Raw genomic sequence first — 17,118 nt, forward strand, 5'->3', positions numbered from 1 at the left:
GGCAAATGATCCGCTCGCGAAGCAGTCTGCTTCCGCAGGGTTTTGTGCGTTAGAAGCGAGTGTCCGGAGGTCTGACGGTTCGCCCCCACCCAACCCTCCCCCGCATGCGGGGGAGGGCTCGCAGCCTCAGCGCTTCTGATACGCCCGCGGCAAACCACCCTCGTTCGCCGGCGTCGCCGGACGCAGATAGCGATCCCGCAGTTCCGTCTGGCGCGAGCGCATCTCGATCGCGCGGCCGTCGAACCAGACCTGGTCGGCGGTGCTGGTGACGTCGAGCGGATCACCCGACCACAGCACCAGATCCGCGGTGCGACCGACCGCGATCGTACCGATGGACTCGCCGACGCCGAACGTCTCCGCCGGCACCCGCGTCAGGCCTGCGAGGCCCGCGTCCCACGGCAGGCCGTGCGCGACGGCGTTGCCTGCGAGCTGACGCAGCTTGCGTGCGTTGTGCGAGGCGTCGCTGGCCTGGGCGAAGCCGACGCGCACGCCGGCAGCTTGCAGACGCGCAGCGTTCTCCATCGTCGCGCCGATCTGGTCGAAGTCCGACGGCAGGTTCACCAGCGGATCGACGAACACCGGCACGTTGGCTGCCGCGATGTCCGACGCGACACGCCAGCCTTCGGCGCCGCCGCGGATCGCGATGCGCAGGCCATGACGCTTCGACCAGCGCAACAGCTGGCGGATGTCGGCCGCGCGGTTCACGCCGACGACGATCGTGCCGCGACCATCGAGATACGGGGCGAGTGCGCGCTTGCCGGCCGGGGTCAGCGCGGCGACGTGCGAGTCAGCCGGCAGGCGACCGCGCGCTTCGTCGATCAGCTGGTCGAGCAGCATCCATTGCGCCGCACGTGAGGAGCCGCTTTGCTCCGCACCATCGGTGCCAAGCGCGAGATACAGCACCTTCGGGCCCGCGGGATCGACGCTGCCGTCGAGACGCATCACTGCGCCCTGGCCGCCGATGATCGAACTCGCGCTGCCGGCCGAGATCAGGGTGAAGCCGATGCCCTCCACGCGGGCCACGGGAATCACGATCGAATCGGGATTGAAGGCCAGCGTGACGTCGAACTCGGGCCGCACGGCCATATCGCTGGCCTCGCCGAGCGACAGGCGATCGTCGCGGGTGCCGCTTTCGCCCGAGACTTCTTCGATGCCGATGCCGGTCACGCCGCCGAACAGCGTCGGCGTCAGCGGACGACCGTTGGCTTCGACAACCTGTGCATCGCCAGCGGACAGACCCGCGCCGACGGCGGCGACGCGGCCATTGCGCACCAGCACGTCGGTGTTCTGCAGCGAACCCTGCGGGCCGGCGGTGTGCACCGTCGCGCCACGGATCAGTACCGACTGCGCGGCGACGGGGAGAGTCGCGGCGAGCAGCGCGCCGACGATCAGCAGGCGCGTCATCGTGCGTGGCAGACGGCGGCTCATCGGGCACCTCCATTGGCAGCGGCGCCCTGGCCGAGCATGAAATCCGAGACCGGCTGACGTGCCGGATCGAAGCGATCGTAGACGTGCGCGCCGTCGATCCACACCTGTTCGGCGAGTGCGTAGACGGTGAACGGATTGCCGTTCCACAGCACCGCATCGCCCATCTTGCCGGCCGTCAGCGTGCCGGTCTGATCGAGCACGCCCAGCGACTTCGCCGCGTTCTCGGTGAGCCAGCGGATCGCGTGTTCGGGCGTGATCTCGATGCCCGCGCGGTGTGCGCTGGCGATGACCTTGGCCGCTTCCTGGTTGAGGCGCTGGATGCCTTCGTCGGAATCGGAATGCACGATCGCGCAGCCCCCCGGCGCGCGGTCGACGATCGCGATGTTCTCCTGGATGCCGTCGAAGGCTTCCATCTTGAAGCCCCACCAGTCGGCCCACAGCGCGCCGCAGACACCCTCGGCGCCGAGACGGTCGGCGATCTTGTAGGCCTCCACGCCGTGGTGGAACGCGGCGATCTTGAAGTCGAACTCCTTCGCGAGATCCAGCATCTGCGCCATCTCGTCGGCACGGTAGCAATGGATGTGCACGAGGATGTCGCCATCCATCGCGCCGGCCATCGTCTCGACCTTGAGGTCGCGCTTGCCGGGCGAATCGCCGGCCTGCTTGCGGCGGTATTCGGCCGCGTCGATCAGCGCCGCGCGATAGCCGGCGACGTTGCCCATGCGCGTCGCCGGGCCGCCTTTCTGGCCGTAGACGCGCTTTGGGTTCTCGCCGCAGGCCATCTTCAGGCCGTAGGGCGCGCCGGGGAACTTCATGTCGGTGACCATCGTCGCGGCGACGTTCTTGAGCGTCACGCCGCGGCCGCCGATCAGATTCGCCGAGCCGGGCAGGATCTGCAGCGAGGTCACGCCACCGGCGAGCGCCGCGCCGAAGCCCGGGTCTTGCGGCCATACCGAATGTTCGGCCCAGACCTGCGCGGTGTTGGGCGCGGTCATTTCGTTGCCGTCGCTGTGCGCGCTGGCGCCCGGGCTCGGATACACGCCCAGATGCGAGTGCACATCGATGATGCCGGGGGTGACCCACTTGCCGGTGCCGTCGACGCGCTGCGCGTTCGCCGGTGCGTCGAGGCCGACGCCGACCGCACTGACGCGCCCGTCCTGCAGCAGCACGTCCGCGCCTTCGAGGCGCTGGCCGTCGCCGATCAGCACGGTGGCGTTGGTGATCAGCACCGGCGCCGATGCGATCGGTGCATAGGTGCTGGCATAGGCGGAGGCACCGACGTGCGAGGTGTCGGACGACGCGGCAGGTTTGCCGGATGTGGACGTGGTGGCGCAGCCACCAAACAGAGCAACCGCGAGCGCGGCAGACAACAGGCGGGACATCGGTAACTCCCCGAAGACGTGTGGACGGATGGATTTCCCCAGCACGGCGGCGAGGCGACGTGCGACAGCGACCGAGTGTACCTGCGGCCGCGCAATGCGCGCTGCGACCGGTGGCGCGTTCCGCGGAGCGCGGCGGGCCGCATGCGAGAATGGCGGCGTATACGGAGAAGAAGACGATGAAAGAAAAAGAACAGATCGTCGAGAACTGGCTGCCGCGCTACACCGGCGTGCCGCTGGACCAGTTCGGCGAACACATCCTGCTGACCAATTTCGGCGGCTACCTGCATCATTTCGCCCGTCTCACCGGCGCCGAAGTCGTCGGCCTCGATCGGCCGATGCCCAGCGCCACCGCCGATGGCATCACGATGATCAACTTCGGCATGGGCAGCCCCAATGCCGCGACGATGATGGATCTGCTGTCGGCAATCATGCCCAAGGCGGTGCTGTTCCTTGGCAAGTGCGGCGGCCTCAAGCGCAAGAACCAGCTGGGCGATCTGGTGCTGCCGATCGCGGCGATCCGCGGCGAGGGCACCAGCAGCGATTACCTGCTGCCCGAAGTGCCGGCATTGCCTGCGTTCGCCCTGCAGCGTGCGGTGTCGACGATGATCCGCGACCTCGGCCACGACTACTGGACCGGCACCGTCTACACGACCAACCGTCGCGTCTGGGAACACGATGCCGCGTTCAAGGAACGCCTGCGCATGATGCGTTGCATGGCGATCGACATGGAAACCGCGACGATCTTCGCTGCCGGTTTTGCGAACCGTATTCCTGCCGGCGCGCTGCTGCTGGTCAGTGATCAGCCGATGATTCCAGAAGGCGTCAAGACCGAAGCGTCGGACGCGCTGGTAAGCGCGGATTTCGTCGAGCGGCACATCAACATCGGTATCGAGGCCTTGAAGCTGATCCGCCGACATGGCAAGTCGGTGCGGCATCTGCGGTTCGACGAGTAGCACTGCGGAGCGTCGTTCCTGACGCTGCGAGCGCTGAGCTCTGAACACCTCTCCCTCCGGGAGAGAGCCTGCCCCGGACCTGATCCGGGGTCGACGCGCAAAGCGCGTCGGGTGAGGGCTGGTCGTGATGCGCATCGAAAAGCACCCGCACCCCAACCCCTCTCCCGGAGGGAGAGGGGCTCAAGACAATGATCGAACCGCACCACAAAAAAAGCCCGGCATCCGCCGGGCTTTTTCATGCCACCACCGCGCCGCACTCAGTTTGCCGCAGGGCGCTTCACCACATAGATCAGGCCATCCGCATGCGCCTGGATCAGATCGGCTTTTGCGATCTGGATCTGCTCGCTTTCGTCGAATTCGATCGTCGACAGGTCGCTCTTGATGTCGCTGCGCGAGACCGATTTATCCGCCAGGGCAGCGTTCTCGGTGATCACCACCACGCCCGCGGCGTCAGCGGACACCACCTTCATCAGGCCGTAGGCCGGATCGATCGGCTTCTGGTTTTCATCCGTAAACGGGTAGTCGGAAAACGCGCTGAGCTCGGCAGCGTAGAGGTCGCCGACTGCCGGCGCTTCGAGCAGTGCGTTGTCGGCCTCTCCACGCTGGCAGGCGGCCAGCAGCATCACACCGGACAGAACGAACAGGGCAGACAGCAGGCGGATCGAGCGACGCGTCATGAAGCACTCCGATAGATGAGGATGAACAATCGCGACGAGTATAGGTCGGCGCGGGACGAAACCACACGTCGTGCGCAGTACATGCGGCCGCGCTAATCTGCGCCCCATGGACACGATCACACCCGAACATGTCGTCGCCTTCTGGCGCGACGCCGGCATGCAGAACTGGTTCCAGGGCGGCGATGCCTTCGACCGCGAATGCGACGAGCGCTTCCGTGATGCGCACTTCGCTGCAGGTCGTCGCGAACTGGAAGACTGGCTCGACACCGCCGAAGGCGGACTCGCGCTGCTGATCCTGCTCGACCAGATTCCGCGGAACATCTTCCGCGACAGTGGACACGCGTTCGCGACCGACAGCCTCGCCCGCCAGTACGCCCAACGCATGATCGACGCCGGCCATGACCGCAGCTTCGATGCCGATCTGCGCGGTTTCGTCTATCTGCCGTTCGAGCATTCCGAAGACCTGGCCGATCAGCAGTGGTCGATCGCGCTGTTCGCCGATGTCGACAACGACGAGTACCGCAAGTACGCGCAGGCGCATCTCGACGTCATCGAACGCTTCGGGCGTTTCCCGCATCGCAACCGCGCGCTCGGCCGCGTCAACACGCCGGACGAGCAGGCATGGCTCGACGAAGGCGGCGGCTTCTAGCGCGCTCCCGCAGTCAGAGAAACGAATCCGCCAGGCGCGCGATGCCTTCGACGCTGCGCCGCCAGGTCGGCCGCCGCTTCCACTCTTCTGCTTCCAGCACGTCCGATTCGCGCAGATAGTCCTGTTCGATCTCGCGCAGCCGCGCCACGACGCCCGCGTCGAAGCACAGCAGACCCGCCTCGGCATTGAGCATGAAGCTGCGGATGTCGAGATTGCTCGACCCGACCAGCGCGATGTCGTCGTCGATGCTCAGGTGCTTGGCATGCAGGAAATGCGGCCGGTACAGCGCGATGCGTACGCCGGCTGCGAGCAGTTCATCGTAGAAGCCGGCCTGCGCCCATGCGGTCAGGCGCTGGTTGTTGGTCGCCGACAGGATCAGCTGGACCGAGACCCCCGACAGCGCGGCGACACGCAGCGCGCCGAGCGTGGCCTCGTCGGGCACGAAATAGGGCGTCACCAGCACCGCGCGTCGACGCGCGCGCTGCACCAGCGCGACCAGCACATCACGTGCATTCTCGAATGGATAAGCAGGGCCACTCGGCAGCAATTGCGCGGGCACATGACCGCTCGGCGCGATCGGCGGCGCATCGACGTCCAGCACTTCGCCGGTCTCGATGTACCAGTCGCTTGCGAACAGCGCCTGCAGCTGTGCGACCACCGGCCCGCGCACGCGCGCGACGACTTCGCGATTGGGGTGGCCCGCGACGAATTCCGGATCGGCCAAGTTCTGTGAGCCGGTCAGCGCAAGGCGTCCGTCGATCACCGCAATCTTGCGATGGTTGCGCAGATCCATTCGCGCACTGCGGCGCCATGCGAGGCCACCGGCCAATGTGGCCTGCACGCTGACACCCGCCTCACGTAGCGGACGCCGGAACGCGCGCAGGCCATGTTTGGCGCCCACCGCATCGAGCAGCAGCCTGCAACGTACGCCGCGCCTGGCCGCACGTTCGAGTGCGCCGGCGACCGTGCGGCCAGCGGTGTCGTCGAGCATCAGATAGTAGAGCAGGTGCACCTCGTGCGTGGCAGCGTCAATGCCGTCGACCAGCCGTTGCAGTGAGACTGCGTAGTCGTCGAGCAGTTCGACCGCGTTGCCATTGGTCGGCATGAAATCACCGAGCCGCTCCACCAGTCGCGCCGCATCCGCCGGCGCGGAGAACGCATCGGGCGGACACCAGCGCAGGGCGGTCAATGGCGCCTGCCGCTGCCGGATCAACCGCGACGCCTGCGCCTGCCGCTCGCGCCGCAACTTCGACAGCCACGGATGGCCGAGCAGCAGATACGCCGGCAAACCCAGCAACGGCACGAAGCCGATCAGCAGGAGCCAGCTGCGCGCCGCCGACGAACGGGTGTTCGCCGGAATCCACAGCAGGGCCGCGATCCGGATCAGCCAGTCGGCCACGAGGATCCACAGGCCGATGTGCAGGTCGTGATTCGACATGCATTCGAGTGTGGCATGCGGATGCGGCGGGGATGGGTGAACCGGCCTGCTTCAGAGCGCCGCACGCGCAGGCCAGCAACGCAAAGGCTGAAAGTGCGTGATGCGCGCTCGGCAACGCCTTCCCCCGCTTGCGGGGGGAAGGTTGGGATGGGGGCGAACGGCCCGGTCGCGTTATCAATGCCTGCGCACGAATTCGCGCTTGATGATGCGTTCTGTGGATCTGGAGGATCGCCCCCCCCCCAACCCTCCCCCGCAAGCAGGGGAGGGCTAAAGCCGAGGGCTTGCAGCTCGGACGTTGCGGAATCGCTTCCAACCCCCTCCCTCCGGGACTACGTGTCCGCCGGGGTAAAGGGTTGAGCGAGGGGCGCGCGCTGCGCGAGCAGAGGCCCGCACGGGATTCCCGCGAGATTTCTGGATCCCGGACACACAGAACCCGCCTTGCGGCGGGTTCTGTGTTGAGGCGCTGGATGACCAGCCATTCGGCTGTTGAACAGCGCTTCCGGCGTTCGCCGGGATGACCTTCCGGCAGCCACGCGCTCTGCGCGCGGGCCGTGGGTACAAAAAAAGCCCGCCTTGCGGCGGGCTTTTGGATCCCAGCCTTCGCTGGGATGATGCAACGTCAGCCGCGCTGAAGCGCGGGTCGTTGCATCACTTGATCTTGCCTTCCTTGTAGATCACGTGCTTCCGGACGACGGGGTCGTACTTCTTGAACTCCATCTTGCCGGGGGTGTTCTTCTTGTTCTTGTCCGTGGTGTAGAAATGCCCGGTGTTGGCCGAGGAAATCAGACGGATCTTGTCGCGCTTGCCTGCCATGTTCTAACTCCTCAGACCTTTTCGCCGCGGGCACGAAGCTCGGCGAGGACGACGTCGATGCCGTTCTTGTCGATGGTGCGCAGGGCCTTGGTGGATACACGCAGCTTGATCCAGCGGTTTTCGCTGGCAACCCAGAAACGACGCTCATGCAGGTTCGGCATGAAGCGGCGACGGGTCTTGTTCATGGCATGCGACACGTTGTTGCCATGCGTCGTACGCTTGCCAGTGACTTGGCAGACTCGGGACATTACGCACCTCGAAGTATTTGATATCGCCCTTAGCCAGGGAGATGGCGGCCCCGATGGCAGTGCCATCGCGCAATACGGGTGGGAACAGCGTTCGGTGCACCGCAGTCGGGAATCGCGCTTCCGGACGGCAGGTCAGTCATGTTTCCATGAGCTGGACGCAGCGAGCCGGCCATTCTGCGGAAATTCTCCTTGCCGCGCAAGGTCTTGGGGCGAGAAGGCATCGAATCGCCTTGTAGGAGCGCCCTTGGGCGCGATGCGCAGTGCAGGGGAAGCCCCATCGCGCCCAAGGGCGCTCCTAGAGGGCGCGATGTAATCCGCTCAGCCCCGCTTGCGCGCACGTGGCTTGGCCCGGGGCTTCGCGCCCACCGGCGCCCCGGTCTCCTTGCCGGTCAGCACGCCGGCGTCCTGCAGTGTCTCCAGCCACGACAGCGTGTCGACGTAGGCGAGGAACTGGCGCAGGTATTCCGGCGACAGGCCGCCCATCAGGGTCAGCGAACGATGGGCCAGGGCGGCGGAGTTCAGCGGGCCGGCGCCGGTCGGCACCTCGGCCAGCGACTGGCGGACCTGGCGGCCGGTGCGCAGCGTCGACCACAGCGTGCGGAAGTCGTCGACGGCCGGCAGTTCGGGATAGACGGCGCCCGCTGCAGCGGCCTGCGCGCGCGCGGTCATGCCGTCGACCAGCGTGCCCAGTGCGCTGCGCTGCGGGGTCGCATCCGTTGCATCGCGCGATCGGCCTTCGACATCGCGCGCATACGCCTCGATCAGCGCCGTCAGCTTCGCGTCGAGTGCGCGCCGCACCGCGCCGTTCCGTGCCGTCGCGTGCCGCTGCAAGGCTGCGATGCGATGGAAGCGCAGCGGATCGACACGGTCGGCGCCCCGCGCGCGCCAGCCATCGAGCAGTGCGTCGATGTCGATACCGTCAGCGGCCATCGGTCTTGGCGGCCTGCTGCCGCGGCACCGGCGCCATCTCCACGCGGCGGTTCTGCGCGCGGCCTTCGGCGTCGTCGTTGGAGCCCACCGGCTGCTGCGCGCCGAACGCGGCCGCGAACACCGATTCGGCCGGCACGCCTGCGGCGATCAGGCCGCGGGTCACGTTCAACGCGCGCTGCGCCGAGAGTTCCAGGTTGTCGGAAAAGCGGTTGCCGTCGCGCACCAGGCGGTCGTCGGTGAAGCCGCTGACCATCAGGATCTCGTCGCGCGATCCCAGGTAGTCCGACAGCGGTCCGGCCAGGCTCTGCAGCAGTTCGCGGCCTTCGGGCTGCAGCTGGTCGGACGCGTCCGAAAACAGCACGCTGCCGCGAATGCCGATGCGGCCGTCGATCAGGGTGATGCGGCCCGCGGCCAGTGGCGCGGCCAGCGCCTGTTCGAGCGTCTGACGGCGCTGTGTCTCGGCCTCGCGCTGGGCGATTTCCGCGTCCAGCTTCATTTCCAGCTGCAGTTGCACGCCGATCACGCCGACCAGAATCAGCACGAACGCGCCTAGCAGCACCGACATCAGATCGCCGAACGCGGCCCAGATCGGCGCGGACGATTCATAATCGTCTTCCAGCTCCACGCTCATGCGGATGCGGCGCGCGATGCGCCGAGCTGCTGCAGGTCTTCGATGATCTGCTTCTGCGCCAGCACGCTGAGATCCACCACCTCACGCGCCTGCGCCACGTAGTACGCCAGCTGTTCGTCGCTGCGCGCGAGCGATTTCTCCAGCGCGTCCTCGATGCCCTGCAGGCGCGTCGCGAGCTGCTGGTTCGATTCGCCGAAGACGTCGACCGCGGCGCCGAAGGCCTCGCCGAGACTCGCGACGTCCGCCGCGCCGACGCTGAGCGTCGTCGCCACGCCGTCGAGTTTTCCGGTTTCCGCTTCGATGTGATCGGTGAAGCGCGTCCCCACACGTTCCAGCAGATCGGCGGAGGTCGCGACCAGCGCATCGATCGCCGCGCGTTGTTCGGTCGAGGCGTGATTCACCGCGCTCAGCAGCGTGTCCAGCGTCGACAGCATCTGCGTGCGTTCTTCCAGCATCGCGGTGTCGCGCACCATGCTTTCCGACAGCGACCGGCGCAGTTCGGCGATGACCTCGGCGGCCGCGCGCGGCGCTTCCGATGCAGTGTCGACCAGACGCGAGATCTCGGCGATGGTCTCGCTGGCGTGCGCCTGCGTCTGCGCGCCGATGGTGTCGGCGGTGGTCGCGAGCGTGTCGCAGATCGCCTGCTGCTGGCGCGTGGTCTCGGCGCCGGCCTGCGCCCAATCCTCGCGAAGCGCGGCGCCCATCGCGGTCAGGCTGTCGGTCCACGCGGCAAGGCGCTGCGCGTCCTGCGCGGCGAGTGCGGTCTGCAGACCGGCGTGCGAGCTGTCCACTTGCTGCAGCAGCGCGGCCGAATGCGTTTCGAATGTCGCCGCGGCTGCCGTCAGCGCCTGCTGGTGCTGCGCGCTCATCGCGTCGTTGGTCGCGGTCTGCTTTTCGAGTGCGTCGTTCCAGGCGGCGCTCACGCTGCCGGCGGTCGCGTCGAGACGCGTGGCGACACCGTCTACCAGTGCGGTCGCGCGCTGTTCGAAGGTCTGGCCGATACCGTCGAGCGTGGTACGCAGATCGGATGTCAGTGCGGCATGCGACGCCTGCTGCGCGGTCAGCGCGTCCTGCCAGCGTTCGGCCACGCTCGCCGTCGATGCATCGAAGCCTGTCGTCAGTGCCTGCAGCTGGCGGTCGACGGCGCCGGTCACGGTCTCGTGCAGCTCGGTGGTCTGCGCAGTCGTCGCGTCGAGACGCGTGGTGACGTCGCCGAGCAGGCCGTTCGCGCGCTGCTCGAACGTCTTGTTGAAGCCGTCGAGCGCGTCGCGCAGATCGTGCGCCAGCGTCTCGTTCGACGCCTGCTGGCCATCCACCGCCTGCTGCCAGCGCTGCGCCACGGTTGCAGTCGATGCTTCGAAGCCGGCGGTCAGCGTCTGCAGCTGGCGTTCGACCGCGTCCGACACTGTCGCCTGCAGCGCTGCGGTTTCGCGTGCGAGCGCGGCCATCGTGGTTTCGAACACCGGCTGCAACGCGGCCGTTGCGGCGCGCGCGCTGTCGGCGACGCTGGTCTGCAGTGCGCGTTCGACCGAACCGGCCAGCTGCGTGTAGACCGCTTCGGTGCGACCGTGGAACGCGTCCTGGCTGGCGGCGTGGCGCTCACCTGTCGCCGCGTTCTGCTGCTCGATCGTCGCCATCATCGCGCCCAGCCGCTCGACCAGCGCCGGCATCACTTCGGTCTGCTGCTGCAGCAGACGCAGGGTTTCCTCGCGCTGGTGCGCCTGCGAATGCGTGCGCAGGGTCGTCGCGGCGGCCACGTCCAGCAGTTGCACGGTGTGCGCGCGTTCGCGACGCAGTAGCGCCGAGGCCAGGCCCAGCATCGCCGAGGTCGCGATGCCCGCGATCGAGGTGCCGAACGCGAAGCCCAGACCCTTGACCGGCGCGGCCAGCGAATCGCGGATCGCCTGCAGATCGGTCGCCGTCTCCAGCGCCATGCCGGTGCCGCGCAGCATCACCATCATGCCCAGCAGCGTGCCCAGCATGCCCAGCAGCACCAGCATGCCGACCAGATACGGGGTGAGGGCCGGCACCGGCAGTGCGACGCGTTCGCCCTCGATGCGCAGACGCACCGCATTGCGCAGACCGGCATCCAGCTCACCCAGCCAGTCACCCAGTGACGCCGGCGGTTCGTTCAATTGCGCCACGCCATCGGCCAGTGTCGCCGTCGCCTGCCGGTAACGCAGCAGCTCCAGACCACCGGCGAGATAACAGGCGCCGATCAACAGCGAGACCGCGAGCGCCAGCGTGTTCGAACCGACGTAGCTGATCGCGATCCAACCGACCACGGCCAGGCCGAGGGCGAATACGAGCGCGGGAAGGAGAGTGGTGTGGCGACTGCTAGAGGACATAAGGACTGCGTCAGTGGGTGCGAAGCGCTGCGAGCAGCCCCTCGACCGGTTGGAAACGGACATCCAGCTCGGCGATCAGCACGCCCTGCATGTCCCTGCGAAAACCATCGAGCCAGGCCGTGGACGGATCCGTGGCCGACGCACCCGCAGCGGCGCGCAGCCGCTCGAAATGCGTTTCGAGCAGTGCCGGCACCGCACCGAGCAACGCGTGCTCGCGCGGGCTCAGCGCGCCCTCCATCACTGCATCCACCTCGGCAAGCCGCGCCATATCGGTGGAGCGCTGGGCCAGCCGGTCGCGCAGATCACCGCGCAACCGGCCTGTCGCGATCAGCATCGAGCGCTGCAGCGCCAGATGCCGCTGGCGGAAGGGCGCGAAGTCGATCGCGGCCTCCGGTGCGGTTTCGGCACCGTCCGAGGCCTCGGCTGCCTGCGGTTGGGGAATCGCCAGTTCCGGCGCCTCGGCGATCGACGTCAGCAGCGTCGCCCGTGTCTTGGCGCAGACGGCAGCGTCGTCACGATCAACGACTTGCGCATCTTGTTCAGTCTCGGACGCCTTCGCGTCCAGCACCTTCGACAGCACCACCGCCCGCGTCCAGTCGAGCCACTGGCTCAAACGCTCGGCCGGCGCCGGGCCGCCTTGCGACAGCGTGTCGTCGGTCAGGCGGGCCAGCAGCCGGATGAAGGTCGGGCCGTGGAAAGCGGGGCGGGGCGGGGAATCCAAGGAGGGAGCGCGCAAAAGACGGCGATTTTACAGTGGGGCGTCCGACAAAGCCCGCTTGCCAGGTTGCGCCTGCCACGGAGTGGCTTGACGGCTTGCCGCGCAGTTATGTCGTGCGGCTTTTCATGGGGGAGTTCCGGCGGGCTACGACGGCTCCAGAGCATATTTAGTAATTCGAGACGACTCTGATACAACGTCGCACCCCTGTGATATGGGTGAAAGCAACTCGCGCTGCGGAAGGAAAGCTTAGACATAGGCCGAGTGGCCGCAGCTAATCCGTCGTTGACACGTCAGCAGGTGTTGAGGACTATCAGTGCATATCGCTATAAGCGTAGACCGCCACCAATCCCACATGATCCAAAGGAGTAATCGTGAAGGTCTTCATCAGTTGGTCGGGGCAATTAAGCAGGCAACTTGCCGAGGCGATACGTGATTGGCTGCCAGGGGTTCTCCAGTCCGCCACTCCTTACTTCACTCCGTCCGATATCGAGAAAGGTACGCGATGGGCAACCGACATTGCCAAGGAGTTAGAAAGCTCGCAAGTGGGTATACTTTGTGTAACGCGAGATAACCTGCATTCCGACTGGATACTATTTGAAGCGGGGGCGTTATCAAAGAGTCTGGATAAAGCGCATATTTGTCCAATAATTTTTGGAATCACGAACACGGATCTTGCCGGGCCTCTCAAGCAGTTTCAGACAACTGAGTTTGATAGATCCGACTTTCATAAATTAATCGGAGTAATAAACTCTAGGCTCGGCGAGCAGAAGCTTGCCCCCAAGACACTTGATGTCGTATTTGACAAGTGGTGGCCGGATCTGGAAAAAAAAGTGCGCGATATCTTGGCGGGCGCCTCACAGGGAGAGCCTCAAAAGCCCGTAAGGACTGATCGAGAGTTGATTGAAGAGATTTTGCTGCTCAACAGAGCCAACTCCAGAAACAACGCAAGGCCATCCTTGTCTTTAAAGGCAATTTCAGAGCTGCTTGAAGCTCACATTGAAGTTCATGACAGCCAAGCTAGCCAAGAAGGAGGCTATCAACACGCCTTGGATATTCTTAAGAAGGCAGACGGCGCACTTCAGTACATTGCGGAGAAATACAAGGACAGTTCGGAGAGAGTTGGAGAGCAGTATGAGCGTTTAAAGAATCTTTCGTATACGACAGAGGATCGGGAAGAAGTGCAGGATATTGACGACGTGGACATTCCTTTCTGACTCTTCGAAGCTAGTCGATAATATAACTTGCATGGTTAATATGTATTGGGAGGCGGAGCGGGGTTGGATTAACTTTCCGGCACTGCTGCTGTGTCTGGCTGAGTTCCAGGTGGGAGTGCGGAGTGCCTCGGCTTCCCTTTTCAACTAATCCATAATTCTCTGTGTATCTCAACGCATCCGCGACGAGATCCGCCGGAAACCCATTCCGCGCCAGCAGCTGGATCGCATTGCGTCGATCAGTACGCCCGGTTCGCAAGCGGTAGTCGAACCAGCCGTCGACATCCGGATCTTCCTGGAAGTAGTACAGGTCGTAGGGCCCGGCGACGTCGTCCTGCAGTTCGACGTCGTGCGTGGTCACCAGCACCTGGGCATTGCGACCGAGCCGTTCCAGCACGGCGCGGCCGGCGGCCAGGCGTTCGACGGTGTTGGTGCCGTTGAACAGTTCGTCGATCAGGAACAGACGGCAGGTGCCGCGGTCCGCGCTTTCGATGAAGGTCTGGATTGCGTTCATCTCGGCGAAGTAATGGCTTTTGCCGGATTCGACCGAGTGTTCGCCGCGGATCACCGCCATAACCCGTGTGTGCGGCAGCGTCGCCCGGGTGGCGAAACAGAAGCCGAGCGTGCGGCCGACGATCAGATTGATGCCGACCAGTTTGATGAAGGTGGTCTTGCCGGCCATGTTGGAGCCGGTGATGAGGGCCGAGCGCCCGTCGAGCTGGATCCAGTTCGCGACCGGCCGTGCCGTCAGCGGGTGCGTGGCATCGACGAGCTCGAGCAGGGATGCGGTCGAGATCACGGTTTTGCAGTGTTGCGGTCGCTGCTCGAGGAACGACGCGACCGCGATGGCGGCATCCACCGCGCCCACACTTTCGAAGGTCGTCGCCAGCTCCGTACGCACGCGAACGAAGCGCGTGACGGTGCGGCCGTAGGCGGCGAGTTCGAGCAGGCACAGCACGTTCAACCAGACCGCGACGACCTGCACCCATGGCGAGTACAGGACGGCGATCCAGCCGAGCGAAGCACGGATCTTGCGCCGCAGTGGCGCTTCGGCACGCAGGCGGTCGAGTTGCGGCAAGGCGGATGCGCCGCCGCGAACCTTGGCCAGGCCGTCTGCGACACGCAGCAGCTGGCTGCAGCCCTTGAGCAGTTCGATGTCGCGGAACAGCGGCGCCGAGAGGCTCAGCATCAGCATCAGATTGACGCCGACTGTGAGCAGCAGCGCCCAGACCGGCAAAGGCGTCGCGATCACGAGCATCAAGACGGCGGCACAGACCAGGCTCCACCACGGCAACAGGCGGTGGAGTGGCCCGACTTCGGGTGGCGCGCCGAAGATGAAGCGGGCCAGCTGCCAGTTCGATGCCGTGTCCAGACCCGCGAGCGCGAGTTGAAGGCGTTCGCGCAGTGGCGCATCGGCACGCAGCGTCTGGCAGCTGGCGCAGTGCGCCGTTGCCTGCGCCGGTGCGACGTAGCGCCGGAGCTGGCGGTAGAGGCACTGGCTGCCGAGCGGAGTCTCGGTCGTGTCCAGATCGGCGAACAGGCGCGGAAACTCGAGGTCGGTCCAGGTCTGGTCGTCCACGACGTCGCCTGCCGATGCGTCGCGTGTCAGGTCGAAACAGCGGCGGATACCGCTGTGCGCCTTCTCGCCCGGCTGGCCCCACTTCGCACGCAGGTTCGCCAGTGCCTGGCGCCGTGGGAACAGGGCGTCGAGCACCGCGCGACCGCCATCCCTGAGCAGTGCGTAAATCGTCATGCGCTCGACTGTAGCCGGGTCGGACGACCGCGCGCGACGGCCATCCGGCGTGCAGGCCGCGGCTGCCGATATCGCGTCGGGTTAGCATCGACACGCGTTCGCACACCTTCTTCCGGAGCCGCCCGATGATCCGTCTGCTGCTGTCGTGTCTGCTGTTGTTGTGCGCCGCGCCGCTGCTGGCGCAGGAGCGCATCCTGTCCTACGACAGCGATCTGCAGCTCAATGCCGACGGCAGTCTGGACGTGACCGAGCGCATCCGGGTGCGGGCCGAAGGCGAGCAGATCCGCCGCGGCATCTATCGCGATTTCCCCACGCACTACCGGGACCGCTACGGCAACCGGGTCGTGGTCGACTTCGAGATGCTGGGCCTCACGCGCGATGGGCAGCCCGAGCCGTTCTTTCTGGAAAACAAGTCGAACGGCGTGCGCATCAACACCGGCAATGAGGATTTTCTGTCGGTGCCGGCGGCGTTCACCTACACGCTGCGCTATCGCACGTCGCGGCAGCTGGGCTTCTTCGACACGCATGACGAGCTGTACTTCAACGCGATCGGCCACGGCTGGGCGTTTCCCATCGAGGCGGGCGGTGCGACCTTGCGCCTGCCCCGCGACGTGCCGGCCGCCGATCTGATCGCCGAGTGCTACACCGGCGAACAGGGCGCGACGACGCAGGCCTGCACGGCCGAGGTCACCGGTCCGGGCGCCGCGCGCTGGACGCTGACCGCGCCGCTGCAGCCGGAAGAAGGACTGACCACGGTGCTGTCGTTTCCGAAAGGCCTGTTCGTCGAACCGACCCGCGCGCAGCGCCTGCGCTGGATGCTCAACGACAACCGCGCGGCGCTGATCGCGCTGGCGGGGCTGATCGTGATGCTGGCGTTCGGCCTGCTGCGCTGGCGCCAGGTGGGGCGCGATCCGAAGGCGGGCCCGGTGGTGGTCGAATACGAGCCGCCGGACGATCTGTCGCCGGCGACGCTGCGCTACATCGAGAAGAATCACGTCGATACGCGCGCGTTCTCGGCCGATGTGCTGTCGCTGGCCGTGGCCGGCCATGTCGACATCCATCGCGACGGGAAGAAGGTGCGCCAGGACGACTGGCGTGTGCAGCGTGCCGCGCGTACGGGACGCGCGCTTGCGCCAGACCAGTCGGCATTGCACGCCGATCTGTTCGAAGATGGCGACGTGCTCGCGTTCGACGAGGACAATGCGACGCGCATTCTGGGCATCCTGGCCGCGCACCAGAAGCGGATCAAACAGGCGATGGCGGCGCGCTTTCCCGCCGGGCTGTACCGCTACAACGGCAGCAGCATCGCGTGGATGGCCTTGCTGATGGCGGTGTTCGTGATCGCGACGGTGGTGTTCGGCATCGGCTCGGGTACCGGCCTGCTGCTCGCGGTGCCGTTGCTGATCGCGATGGTCGTGGTGTTCGTCCTGTTCGTGTTTCTTCTGCCGACGGTGACGCCCGAAGGCCGACGCATGCGCGATCGCATCGAAGGGTTCCGGCGCTATCTGAGCGTGGCCGACAAGCAGGATCTTCAGCGCCTGAAAGCGCCGGACGCGGACGCGCCGACGCTGGACGCGGGACGTTTCGAATGCCTGCTGCCCTATGCGGTGGCGCTGCAGGTCGAGGATGCGTGGACGAAGAAATTCACTGCCGCCGTGGGCGCGAGCGCGGCGGCGGCCGCAACCGCCTCGATCGGTTGGTACTACGCGAGCGGCCTGCAAGGTGGCGCCGGAATCGGCGACATGGCCGGTTTCAGTAAGGCCATCGGCAGCGGACTTACCGGGCAGATCGCTTCGTCGGCGTCGCCGCCGGGGAGTGCATCCGGAAGCGGAGGTGGCGGGTTTTCGGGCGGCGGCGGTGGGGGTGGAGGCGGCGGCGGGCGTTAGAAAGCGGCGAGCGCTTCGCCTCCGGCCTTTCCGCAGCGGGCGGGACAGGCGCG

At 66.1% G+C, this 17,118-nt stretch carries 15 protein-coding genes; 4 read left to right on the plus strand and 11 right to left on the minus strand.

Annotated features, from left to right (window positions below):
• Positions 1 to 126: 126 nt before the first annotated feature.
• On the minus strand, positions 127 to 1,428 hold the full coding sequence (locus ACZ9YD_RS03880) for an amidohydrolase family protein (RefSeq protein WP_465073838.1): 1,302 nt from the start codon (positions 1,426 to 1,428) through the stop codon (positions 127 to 129).
• Entirely contained in the window at positions 1,425 to 2,810 is a 1,386-nt protein-coding gene (locus ACZ9YD_RS03885; protein WP_465073839.1) for an amidohydrolase, read from the minus strand. The genes ACZ9YD_RS03880 and ACZ9YD_RS03885 overlap by 4 nt, the downstream gene beginning before the upstream one ends.
• A 176-nt stretch (positions 2,811 to 2,986) precedes the next feature.
• Between ACZ9YD_RS03885 and ACZ9YD_RS03890 the strand changes: the two genes are divergently transcribed.
• Positions 2,987 to 3,763 (plus strand): AMP nucleosidase, encoded by a 777-nt coding sequence (locus tag ACZ9YD_RS03890; protein WP_465073840.1) that lies wholly within the window; start codon positions 2,987 to 2,989, stop codon positions 3,761 to 3,763.
• A gap of 257 nt (positions 3,764 to 4,020) precedes the next feature.
• Here ACZ9YD_RS03890 and ACZ9YD_RS03895 read toward each other — a convergent pair whose 3' ends face one another.
• Positions 4,021 to 4,440: a hypothetical protein gene (locus tag ACZ9YD_RS03895; RefSeq protein ID WP_465073841.1), complete on the minus strand. Its 420-nt coding sequence runs from the start codon at positions 4,438 to 4,440 to the stop codon at positions 4,021 to 4,023.
• A 106-nt stretch (positions 4,441 to 4,546) separates the two neighbouring features.
• Here ACZ9YD_RS03895 and ACZ9YD_RS03900 point away from each other — a divergent pair, with 106 nt between their 5' ends.
• On the plus strand, positions 4,547 to 5,089 hold the full coding sequence (locus ACZ9YD_RS03900; protein ID WP_465073842.1) for a DUF924 family protein: 543 nt from the start codon (positions 4,547 to 4,549) through the stop codon (positions 5,087 to 5,089).
• Positions 5,090 to 5,102: 13 nt separating this feature from the next.
• Here the strand turns inward: ACZ9YD_RS03900 and cls are convergent, their stop codons facing one another.
• The 7 genes from cls to ACZ9YD_RS03935 form a co-directional block, all read right to left on the minus strand.
• Positions 5,103 to 6,527 (minus strand): cardiolipin synthase, encoded by a 1,425-nt coding sequence (gene cls, locus ACZ9YD_RS03905; protein WP_465073844.1) that lies wholly within the window; start codon positions 6,525 to 6,527, stop codon positions 5,103 to 5,105.
• 648 nt (positions 6,528 to 7,175) lie between these two features.
• Positions 7,176 to 7,340 (minus strand): 50S ribosomal protein L33, encoded by a 165-nt coding sequence (gene rpmG / locus ACZ9YD_RS03910; protein ID WP_096296520.1) that lies wholly within the window; start codon positions 7,338 to 7,340, stop codon positions 7,176 to 7,178.
• Between the two features lie 11 nt (positions 7,341 to 7,351).
• Positions 7,352 to 7,588 carry a 50S ribosomal protein L28 gene (rpmB, locus tag ACZ9YD_RS03915; RefSeq protein WP_096209782.1) on the minus strand — a complete coding sequence of 79 codons (237 nt, stop codon included), beginning with the start codon at positions 7,586 to 7,588 and terminating at the stop codon, positions 7,352 to 7,354.
• Between the two features lie 318 nt (positions 7,589 to 7,906).
• A complete protein-coding gene (locus ACZ9YD_RS03920; protein ID WP_465073846.1) occupies positions 7,907 to 8,518 on the minus strand; it encodes a DUF2894 domain-containing protein in 612 nt (203 codons plus the stop codon).
• The gene (locus tag ACZ9YD_RS03925) at positions 8,508 to 9,149 is read right to left on the minus strand and encodes an OmpA family protein (protein WP_465073847.1); all 642 of its coding nucleotides are present in this window, start codon (positions 9,147 to 9,149) and stop codon (positions 8,508 to 8,510) included. Before ACZ9YD_RS03925 ends, ACZ9YD_RS03920 begins: the two co-directional genes overlap by 11 nt.
• Positions 9,146 to 11,497 carry a DUF802 domain-containing protein gene (locus ACZ9YD_RS03930; protein WP_465073848.1) on the minus strand — a complete coding sequence of 784 codons (2,352 nt, stop codon included), beginning with the start codon at positions 11,495 to 11,497 and terminating at the stop codon, positions 9,146 to 9,148. Before ACZ9YD_RS03930 ends, ACZ9YD_RS03925 begins: the two co-directional genes overlap by 4 nt.
• 10 nt (positions 11,498 to 11,507) lie before the next feature.
• On the minus strand, positions 11,508 to 12,218 hold the full coding sequence (locus ACZ9YD_RS03935; RefSeq protein ID WP_465073849.1) for a DUF3348 domain-containing protein: 711 nt from the start codon (positions 12,216 to 12,218) through the stop codon (positions 11,508 to 11,510).
• 368 nt (positions 12,219 to 12,586) lie between these two features.
• Between ACZ9YD_RS03935 and ACZ9YD_RS03940 the strand changes: the two genes are divergently transcribed.
• Entirely contained in the window at positions 12,587 to 13,429 is an 843-nt protein-coding gene (locus ACZ9YD_RS03940; RefSeq protein ID WP_465073851.1) for a toll/interleukin-1 receptor domain-containing protein, read from the plus strand.
• 10 nt (positions 13,430 to 13,439) lie between these two features.
• Here the strand turns inward: ACZ9YD_RS03940 and ACZ9YD_RS03945 are convergent, their stop codons facing one another.
• A complete protein-coding gene (locus ACZ9YD_RS03945; RefSeq protein WP_465073852.1) occupies positions 13,440 to 15,179 on the minus strand; it encodes a MutS-related protein in 1,740 nt (579 codons plus the stop codon).
• A gap of 125 nt (positions 15,180 to 15,304) precedes the next feature.
• Here ACZ9YD_RS03945 and ACZ9YD_RS03950 point away from each other — a divergent pair, with 125 nt between their 5' ends.
• On the plus strand, positions 15,305 to 17,065 hold the full coding sequence (locus tag ACZ9YD_RS03950) for a DUF2207 domain-containing protein (RefSeq protein ID WP_465073853.1): 1,761 nt from the start codon (positions 15,305 to 15,307) through the stop codon (positions 17,063 to 17,065).
• The last annotated feature ends 53 nt before the right edge of the window (positions 17,066 to 17,118 follow it).

The sequence above is a fragment of the Luteimonas sp. AC640a genome (genome assembly GCF_979256585.1).

What these genes read in the sequence shown, in the direction of transcription:
- ACZ9YD_RS03880 (WP_465073838.1), bottom strand. Translation starts at nt 1,428, where the DNA reads ATGAGCCGCCGTCTGCCACGCACGATGACGCGCCTGCTGATCGTCGGC.
- ACZ9YD_RS03885 (WP_465073839.1), bottom strand. Translation starts at nt 2,810, where the DNA reads ATGTCCCGCCTGTTGTCTGCCGCGCTCGCGGTTGCTCTGTTTGGTGGC.
- ACZ9YD_RS03890 (WP_465073840.1), top strand. Translation starts at nt 2,987, where the DNA reads ATGAAAGAAAAAGAACAGATCGTCGAGAACTGGCTGCCGCGCTACACC.
- ACZ9YD_RS03895 (WP_465073841.1), bottom strand. Translation starts at nt 4,440, where the DNA reads ATGACGCGTCGCTCGATCCGCCTGCTGTCTGCCCTGTTCGTTCTGTCC.
- ACZ9YD_RS03900 (WP_465073842.1), top strand. Translation starts at nt 4,547, where the DNA reads ATGGACACGATCACACCCGAACATGTCGTCGCCTTCTGGCGCGACGCC.
- cls (WP_465073844.1), bottom strand. Translation starts at nt 6,527, where the DNA reads ATGTCGAATCACGACCTGCACATCGGCCTGTGGATCCTCGTGGCCGAC.
- rpmG (WP_096296520.1), bottom strand. Translation starts at nt 7,340, where the DNA reads ATGGCAGGCAAGCGCGACAAGATCCGTCTGATTTCCTCGGCCAACACC.
- rpmB (WP_096209782.1), bottom strand. Translation starts at nt 7,588, where the DNA reads ATGTCCCGAGTCTGCCAAGTCACTGGCAAGCGTACGACGCATGGCAAC.
- ACZ9YD_RS03920 (WP_465073846.1), bottom strand. Translation starts at nt 8,518, where the DNA reads ATGGCCGCTGACGGTATCGACATCGACGCACTGCTCGATGGCTGGCGC.
- ACZ9YD_RS03925 (WP_465073847.1), bottom strand. Translation starts at nt 9,149, where the DNA reads ATGAGCGTGGAGCTGGAAGACGATTATGAATCGTCCGCGCCGATCTGG.
- ACZ9YD_RS03930 (WP_465073848.1), bottom strand. Translation starts at nt 11,497, where the DNA reads ATGTCCTCTAGCAGTCGCCACACCACTCTCCTTCCCGCGCTCGTATTC.
- ACZ9YD_RS03945 (WP_465073852.1), bottom strand. Translation starts at nt 15,179, where the DNA reads ATGACGATTTACGCACTGCTCAGGGATGGCGGTCGCGCGGTGCTCGAC.
- ACZ9YD_RS03950 (WP_465073853.1), top strand. Translation starts at nt 15,305, where the DNA reads ATGATCCGTCTGCTGCTGTCGTGTCTGCTGTTGTTGTGCGCCGCGCCG.